The organism is Bacillus sp. mrc49, from assembly GCF_002803435.1.
Map to the genome: position 1 here is coordinate 1 of NZ_PHNG01000716.1, position 6,873 is coordinate 6,873.

Genomic DNA, 6,873 nt, shown 5'->3' on the forward strand with positions numbered 1-6,873 from the left:
TGACCCGGCAGAGGTGGCCAAAAAAATGGCCAAAAGCACGTTAAAGCTTGCTCCATCGATTCAATTCGGCTTTAATGAGACAGCGGAAATGGGGCTTCCGCCAAAGGTCTTCACGCCATCATCTGATGAATTCGAGATCGGGGAGTTCATGCAGCTTGTATTCAACCGCATCTGGGCACGGCGTTCCTTTAACTTCGTTCGTCAATATTATGAGGAAAATGCCGTCGTTCATTATGTCTGCAATAAGGATGTCATTGGGGCGAGTGAAATTCAAGGAATGTTCATGAGTTTGTTCGCCTCCGTTCCGAACGGGAAAGTGATCGTGGAACGGGTGACGTGCAATAAACGCGGCTCGGAAAATGACTGGGATGTAGCGGTGCGCTGGAGAATCCAAGGAATGCACGAAGGAACAGGATACTTTGGAGCGCCTAGCGGAAAAGCCATCGATATTGCTGGAATCAGCCATTATAAAATCCGTAATGAAAAAATCCTCGAGGAATGGTTATTGTTTGATGGGATGGAAGTATTGCGCCAAATCCATTTACCGAATGAACAAAATGCTGAAGCGACAGTGGAAGATGGGAACTTTACCGGCGTATCATGATTGATCGGTTTTAGCGGCTGCGCTGCAGCAGGTAATGACACGAATAGGAGGAAAAAGAGATGGAGTATATGAAGAAAGCGGAAGCGTTGGAGCAGACCTCTTCAAATGATGTAGAACAAACGGTAAAGTCCATTATTGAGCATGTAAAAGCGGGCGGAGATGCGGCCGTTCAGGAATACGAAAGGAAATTCGGCCAATCCGATCGTCCGGTCCGGGTAAGTGAAGAGGAGCTGGAGCGCTGCATGAGGACGCTGCCAGATGAGGTGAAAGTACTCATCGACCGGGTCGTGGATAGGGTCAGTGAATTTGCCAAGGCGCAGCTGAGCTGTCTGACACCATTCGAAAAGGATTTTGGCGAAGGGATCAAAATGGGGCATCGAATCGTCCCGATCGAAAAGGTAGGTGCATACGTACCAGGGGGGAGATTCCCTTTATTGTCATCAGGGCCCATGGTCGTTGCCCCGGCAAAGGTGGCCGGAGCAAAAAGGATCGTTGCCTGTAGTCCGGCCAATTATGAAGGCGGCATCCATCCAGCTGTTTTATATGGATTGATTCGTTCCGGTGCGACAGACATTTTTGCCATCGGGGGTGCCCAGGCAATTGCGGCGATGGCGTATGGAACGGAATCAATTCCCGAAGTGGATATCATCGCCGGGCCTGGAAACCGTTTCGTGGCAGAAGCAAAGCGGCAAGTATTCGGGAAGGTAGGCATTGACCTTATTGCAGGACCGAGCGAGGTCATGGTTTTTGCCGATGATTCTGCATCACCGACGAAAATCGCGGCTGATCTGCTTGCCCAGGCAGAACACGATCCTTACGCACGGGCCATTCTCGTTACGACTTCCCGGGCGGTTGGCAAGGAAACGGAAACCGAAGTCGCACGGATTTTGAAATCCTTTTCACCATCATCCCCCGCTCATGAATCATGGGAAAAAAGAGGCGAAATCATTTTGGCGGAATCGCTGCAGGAAGGTCTCGATATTTGCAATGACTATGCCATAGAGCATTTGCATCTGCATATTGAAAAAAGCCGTGATTTGATGGATAGGTTATATAATTATGGATCATTGTTCCTCGACGAAGGCAGCTCCGTCGTCTTTTCGGACAAGGTATCTGGCACGAACCATACCCTGCCCACTCAAAAGGCAGCAAGGTATACGGGCGGATTATGGGCAGGAAGCTATGTGAAGGTGATGACCCATCAGGAAATTACAGGCCAAGGCATTCAATTCCTGGCCTCCCATGCAGAAGACCAATCCCAAATTGAAGGATTGGAAGGCCATAAACTATCGGCCACGGTCAGAATGTCGTGAAATGAATGATATAAGGCAAGCTCCATAAAGCTATAAGCCCCCCTTTAAAGTGGATGGGGGGCTATGGCATCATGAGATAAAAGAGCGCCTTTCCGACCGAAGGGAAGGCAAGGGAGGGGAATGAAAGGATGGAATATGTCAACCGAACCAATAAAATGAACAATCGAAAAGAGACCATTTTATTCTTTATCATTAGCTTACTGTTCTTTGTCACCATTACGGCCTTTGACCCATTTATCTCCTCTTACGCTAAAGAACTTGGGTTCGACTCCGTGGTAATCGGCAGCATCATCGGGATTTCGGGAATTGTCGCCTTATTGACCAGACTTCCATTGGGCGTGCTTTCAGACATGATGCATAAACGGAGGCTGTTCATCCAAGTGGGGCTGTTGATCACGATCGTCTTATGGACGTTAGCCTTTTTCATACCGAATGCAACTACCTTGTATCTCGGGAAGATTTCAGACGGACTGACAGGCTCGACGTGGGTGATTTACAACGTCATGTTCGCTTCCTATTATGGAGTGAAGGAAGCTGCGAAGGCTGTCGCCATATTGAGCGTCGCATCGCCGATTGGCTCGATCCTTGGTACGACGACCGGTGCGTTGGTGGCCAACAGTTATGGCTATCGTTATAGTTTCCTGGTTGCTGTTGCCGCAGCGATCCTTGCATTGATATTAACCTGCTTCACCAAGGATTTGAGCGTTAAGGATATCAAGGCGAAATACGATAAGAAAATACTGGTGGAGCAAGTGACCGATAAAAAAATCTGGATCATTTCCGCCTTGGCTACGGTTGCCTTGATGGTGACCATTGCAACAAGGGATACGTTCACACCTCTAGTAGCGACGGACCTAGGCGCAAATCCCTTGATGATTGGCATGCTCGCAAACACGCATCTGATCATTTATGGGGTGGCGGCAGCATTATGCGGAAGCTACTTTTACAAAAAAATCGGATTATCGAAAACGGCGTTTATAGGTGCGGTATTGCAAGGTGTGATCGTGATCGCGATTCCCTATGCCCAAAATCTGTCGGTGCTTTTTCTCCTGCAAGCGCTACAAGGCTTTGGATACGGTTTGATCTTTACGGTTGTCACCTCCTGGTCCGTCGAAAACATACCGGAAATCAAGCAATCCACGAGACTGGGCTTGTTCCAAAGCCTCTATTCCGGGGGGATGTTTTTGGGCCCTGTCCTTATCGGGATCCTGATTGAAATGTTTTCTAGGACGACCGGCTTCCTCATCATCGGCATTTTGTCGATCGTGTCCACGCTCCTGATCAGAGGGAAGGTAAAACCTGCCAAAGGGCAATCTTCCGATCAAATCTATCCTATTGTAGGAGATGATGACGAAAAGAAAATGAGTGTACGCTGAAATGATAACGCATACATGAAAGATGAAAAGGTGAACCCTTGAGGGGTTTGCCTTTTTTATTTTTGAGCCGGTTCCCATGAAGAACATCAATGTCATGAGCAATTAAATGCATGCTGGCTTTCTTAATGGCCATAATGTTTTTTATTCACAAAATCGTACTAATGTTGACGGTATCAGTCGATGACTTTATCATAACAACAAGATAATGATAATCATTTTCAATTAAGAGTTCACTGCTAAAACAGAAAGGGTGCAAAAAATGCGGGAATCGAAGAAAGCAAGAACAGTAGGGGGAGGAATATTCATCCTGTTATTCACGGTCATGATGATATTGTCAGGATGCAATACCTCTCAAAAAACGACAGAAGCAGAGAAAACATCTGCAGAAGCAAAGAATCAAGACGTTAGAACGATCAAGCACGAAATGGGAGAAACGGAAATCAAGCATACTCCGAAAAAAATAGTTACCCTTGAATTATCTTTCGTTGATTCTTTAAATGCTCTAGGGTTGGAACCTATTGGAATTTCAGATGATAACAAAAAAGATATGATTACAAAACTTGTAGGGAAAGAAATAGATTATACCTCAGTAGGAACGCGTGAACAGCCTAATTTAGAGGTCATCAGTTCTTTACAGCCGGATTTGATCATTGCAGATGCCGAGCGTCATAAAGGAATTTATAAAGATTTGCAACAGATTGCCCCTACGATCATCTTGAAAAGTCGGGAATCGACGTATCAAGAAAACCTGGATTCTTTTAAAACGATTGCAAAGGCAGTCAATCAGGAAGAGGCTGCAGAAAAACGTTTAACCGAACATGAAAAAACGATCAAGGACCTTAAGGAAAAGCTTACTGTTGAATCCAATATGACGGTTCTGCCAGCAGTTGTGCGGGATACTTCCTTCCAGGCTCATACATCTTCTTCCTATGATGGAGAATTGCTTGAACGGATGGGATTGAAAAATGCCATTCAGCAGGAACAGCCGCATGCTGAGATGAATCTGGAGCAGCTTGTCGAGATTGATCCAGATATCCTGCTGTTGGCGAACAATGAGGGCAAGCTGCTTACTGATGAGTGGAAGGACAATCCTCTATGGAAAAACCTGAAGGCGGTAAAAAAAGGTCAAGTTTACAGCGTTGATCGTGATTTATGGACAAGATACCGTGGGGTTGTATCCGCAGAGGCCATTGCCAAAGACACTTTAAAAATGCTTGATGAAAAATAAAGGAATAAAAGAGGAGTAAGAGAATTGATTCTTACTTCTCTTTCCAGTCGTTTTAAATTTTGTTAGGAAGTGTGTTGTGTTGTAAATGGAGATTGTAAGTAAAAGTAAAATGAAAGTATATGGTACAGCTGTAGCTGGAGTGGTTTTGTTAATGATTGGAGTCTTGTCCAGCATTACGGTGGGTGCAGCCGATATAGATGTATCAAGGGTGATGAAATCCTTTTTGGCGATGGATTCCTCCAAGGAACAAACCATCATCAGGACCATTCGCTTACCCCGAGCCTTGGTCGGCGCCTTAGTCGGTGCAAATTTAGCGGTTGCGGGTGCCCTCATGCAGGCTATCACCCGGAATTCACTAGCCTCGCCGCAAGTGTTTGGGGTTAATGCCGGAGCCTCATTTTTTATTGTGTCCGCCTTTGTCTTCTTTCCTAGCCTCTCTTCCGTCTCTCTTGTTTGTCTTGCATTTGCTGGGGCAGCAGTGGCGGGGATGTTGGTCTATTCTTTTGCTTCGGGAGGGGGAATGACACAAGTAAAACTGGCATTGGCCGGGATGGCTGTTCACTTTTTTTTATCTTCTTTAACGCAAGGAATGATCATTTTTAATGAGCAAGCGAAAGACGTGCTCTATTGGCTAGTGGGATCGATCAATGGAAAAACATGGACGCATGTCAATTTGATTCTCCCTTGGTCCCTTTCTGGGTTATTGATTGCTGCCGTGTTCTCCCGATCGGTTTCCATCCTTGTCTTAGGAGAAAATATGGCCCAAGGACTTGGACAGAAGGTTCAACGAATCCGGATTCTGGCAGGGATCTTGGTGATCATTTTGGCCGGTTCTTCGGTGGCCGTCGCAGGTCCAGTCGGCTTCGTTGGACTGATCGTTCCTCATATCGCCAGAAAGCTGGTGGGTGGGGATTATCGAAGAATCATTCCTTTTTCGGCCTTATTCGGCGCTGTATTGTTAGTATATGCAGATGTTCTCGCCCGTTTTATCGCCTATCCGTTCGAGTCGCCGGTAGGCATCGTAACAGCCATCATCGGTGCACCATTCTTCCTTTATTTAGCGAGAAGAGGGAGGAATATTAAGCAATGAAACGAAAACGGAAAGTGAAATCAAGGTTGCGCCCAAATTCCATTCTCCTGATGCTGACCATGATTACGTTGGTCCTATCGATGGTGAGCCTGGGGTTAGGGGCCATATATATATCACCTTTAGAAATCATCCAACACTTGCTTGGAGAAGGAATGCAAAGCCAGGCATTCATTCTGCACAACTATCGTATACCGCGCATTTTAATTGCTGTGATAGTGGGAGCCGGATTGGCAACGGCTGGAGCCATCTTGCAGGGAGTCCTGCGGAATCCATTGGCTTCTCCCGATGTGATCGGGGTAACGAAAGGGGCCGGATTGGCGGCTGTTATCGTAATCGTTTTATTTCCGCAATCCCCCCTCATCATCCTGCCTCTTTCGGCCTTCATGGGAGCGGCGATCATGGCGGCCATTTTGATGGTATTCGTTTATAAAAAAGGAGCTCAACCGAATACGATCGCCCTGGTGGGTATTGCTTTAGGGGCCATATGTCAAGCGGGCATAGAGTATTTCATGGTCAAATTCCCGGATGATGTAAATACGACACTGCTGTGGTTGACGGGCAGTTTATGGGGAAGAGGATGGGATCAAATATTCATATTGCTGCCATGCCTTATTCTTGTCCCGGTACTGATTGCCTTAACTTCTAAATTGGATGTGCTGAGTCTTGGCGACGATATTGCTACAGGTCTCGGTGAAAGATCAAAATCCCTGCGCTATATATTACTTGGTGTTTCAGTCATTTTAATTGGAGTATGTGTAGCTGCAGTTGGTTCCATCGGGTTCATTGGTTTGATTGCCCCCCATATTGCCCGTAGATTAGTAGGGTCAAAATTCAAGGTATTGCTTCCTGCATCAGCTCTCTTTGGTTCAATCTTTCTGCTCGTCGCCGATAGCCTAGGGAGGGGATTATTCCCGCCAATAGAAATACCCGCCGGAATTATCACCGCGGTGATTGGCGTGCCGTATTTTTTATATTTATTACGTCGTGAACGAAAAATAACATAAGGAAGGCTGGCGGTTATGACAACATTATCAGCAGAGCATCTTTCTCTCTCTTATGGATCGAATCGAATCATTGATGATATTGATTTAGACATCCCTGAAGGCAAAATAAGTATAATCATAGGATCCAATGGGTGCGGCAAATCCACCATCTTACGGTCCCTGGCTAGATTATTGATGCCTCAGGAAGGTACGATCTATTTAGATGGAAAATCGATCGCCCTTCAATCCTCCAAGGAAGTGGCAAGAAAATTGGCCATT

7 protein-coding genes are annotated in these 6,873 nt (G+C 46.2%); all 7 read left to right on the plus strand.

The features are described 5' to 3' along the window. Window positions 1-604 (plus strand): ester cyclase (locus CVN76_RS20375; protein ID WP_198512607.1); only part of this gene is annotated, 604 nt, incomplete at its 5' end. 59 nt (window positions 605-663) lie between these two features. Beyond that, window positions 664-1,917, plus strand: coding sequence for a histidinol dehydrogenase (gene hisD / locus CVN76_RS20380; protein ID WP_100532823.1), 1,254 nt, complete (start codon window positions 664-666; stop codon window positions 1,915-1,917). Between the two features lie 128 nt (window positions 1,918-2,045). Further along, entirely contained in the window at window positions 2,046-3,293 is a 1,248-nt protein-coding gene (locus CVN76_RS20385; RefSeq protein WP_100532824.1) for an MFS transporter, read from the plus strand. Window positions 3,294-3,552: 259 nt separating this feature from the next. Beyond that, window positions 3,553-4,521, plus strand: coding sequence for an ABC transporter substrate-binding protein (locus CVN76_RS20390; protein ID WP_100532825.1), 969 nt, complete (start codon window positions 3,553-3,555; stop codon window positions 4,519-4,521). A gap of 85 nt (window positions 4,522-4,606) precedes the next feature. Beyond that, window positions 4,607-5,611, plus strand: coding sequence for a FecCD family ABC transporter permease (locus CVN76_RS20395; RefSeq protein WP_100532826.1), 1,005 nt, complete (start codon window positions 4,607-4,609; stop codon window positions 5,609-5,611). After that, window positions 5,608-6,615, plus strand: a complete 1,008-nt coding sequence (locus CVN76_RS20400) for a FecCD family ABC transporter permease (RefSeq protein WP_100532827.1) — start codon at window positions 5,608-5,610, stop codon at window positions 6,613-6,615. The genes CVN76_RS20395 and CVN76_RS20400 overlap by 4 nt, the downstream gene beginning before the upstream one ends. A gap of 15 nt (window positions 6,616-6,630) precedes the next feature. After that, window positions 6,631-6,873, plus strand: a 243-nt coding sequence (locus tag CVN76_RS20405) for an ATP-binding cassette domain-containing protein (protein WP_157805726.1), incomplete at its 3' end; no start/stop codon positions are given.

Coding starts and splice junctions, on each gene's coding strand:
- CVN76_RS20385 (WP_100532824.1), top strand. CDS start 2,046: ATGGAATATGTCAACCGAACCAATAAAATGAACAATCGAAAAGAGACC.
- CVN76_RS20390 (WP_100532825.1), top strand. CDS start 3,553: ATGCGGGAATCGAAGAAAGCAAGAACAGTAGGGGGAGGAATATTCATC.
- CVN76_RS20400 (WP_100532827.1), top strand. CDS start 5,608: ATGAAACGAAAACGGAAAGTGAAATCAAGGTTGCGCCCAAATTCCATT.
- hisD (WP_100532823.1), top strand. CDS start 664: ATGGAGTATATGAAGAAAGCGGAAGCGTTGGAGCAGACCTCTTCAAAT.
- CVN76_RS20395 (WP_100532826.1), top strand. CDS start 4,607: ATGGAGATTGTAAGTAAAAGTAAAATGAAAGTATATGGTACAGCTGTA.